Origin of the sequence: Psychrobacter glacincola, assembly GCF_904846215.1 — a bacterium.
GTDB classification, from domain to species: domain Bacteria; phylum Pseudomonadota; class Gammaproteobacteria; order Pseudomonadales; family Moraxellaceae; genus Psychrobacter; species Psychrobacter glacincola.
Map to the genome: position 1 here is coordinate 1 of NZ_CAJGZK010000063.1, position 877 is coordinate 877.

Sequence of the window (877 nt, forward strand, 5' to 3'; positions counted from 1 at the left end):
AATGTAAGTTTGTGTAACATATACAGAATATAGCTGACTAAATTGACAACAATTTCTACTGTTTTATAAGCAAAAAAACGTCTGAGGGTTAAATCTAAATTACAGATTTAACCCTCAGACGTTTTTTTATTGGATGAAGTAATTACCCTATATAGGGTCTAACTAATTATTAAGATAATATAATAATTTATAATATTAATATAGATGTTAATTCCCTACTGGCTTATGTAATATTACGTAATTGTTTCGATACATCCTGTATATTCTTGTATTAACCCTTAATTATTTATCTATTTTAAGGGTTAATAACCGATAAATCCGCTTACATTGTCATCAAAAGTTACAAATTCAAAGTTGTTTTTGCTTTTAAAGTCGCAATAGCTAATGATTTTTTGATGAAGAATCATTTTATAAGCCATAGAACAGTCTTATACCTGCCTCATTTACTTTTAACGCTAACACTATAATCAAAGTATTCTTAACTGCTAACACACTATAATTGCTGCTCTACCGATTCAATATCAGCATAAACTTGGGTCGTCCCGTCTTTATTGAGCTGCATAACCTGATAGGGCATGAATTTATTTTGATACTCCATACCTGGGCTACCAACAGGCATGCCAGGTACGGCAAGACCCATAGCTTGTACTGGCGGATTTTCTAAGAACTGCGCCATATACTTAGCAGGTACATGACCTTCAAAGACGTAATCATCAGTAGTGACTACAGTATGGCAAGAACGCATCTCAGTTGGAACGCTGTAGCGCTCTTTAAATACGGCTAAGTCCGCAACATCTTGCGCGGTTGCACTTAGACCATTATCTTCTGCATGACTTATCCATTCTTTACAGCAGCCGCAATTGGCATCTTTATAGAC

General features: G+C 34.7%; 1 protein-coding gene. It reads right to left on the bottom strand.

What is annotated here, in order from left to right; translation table 11 throughout:
- Window positions 1–493: 493 nt before the first annotated feature.
- A partial coding sequence (locus JMW90_RS13400) for a DUF411 domain-containing protein (protein ID WP_276529661.1) occupies window positions 494–877 on the bottom strand: 384 nt, incomplete at its 5' end.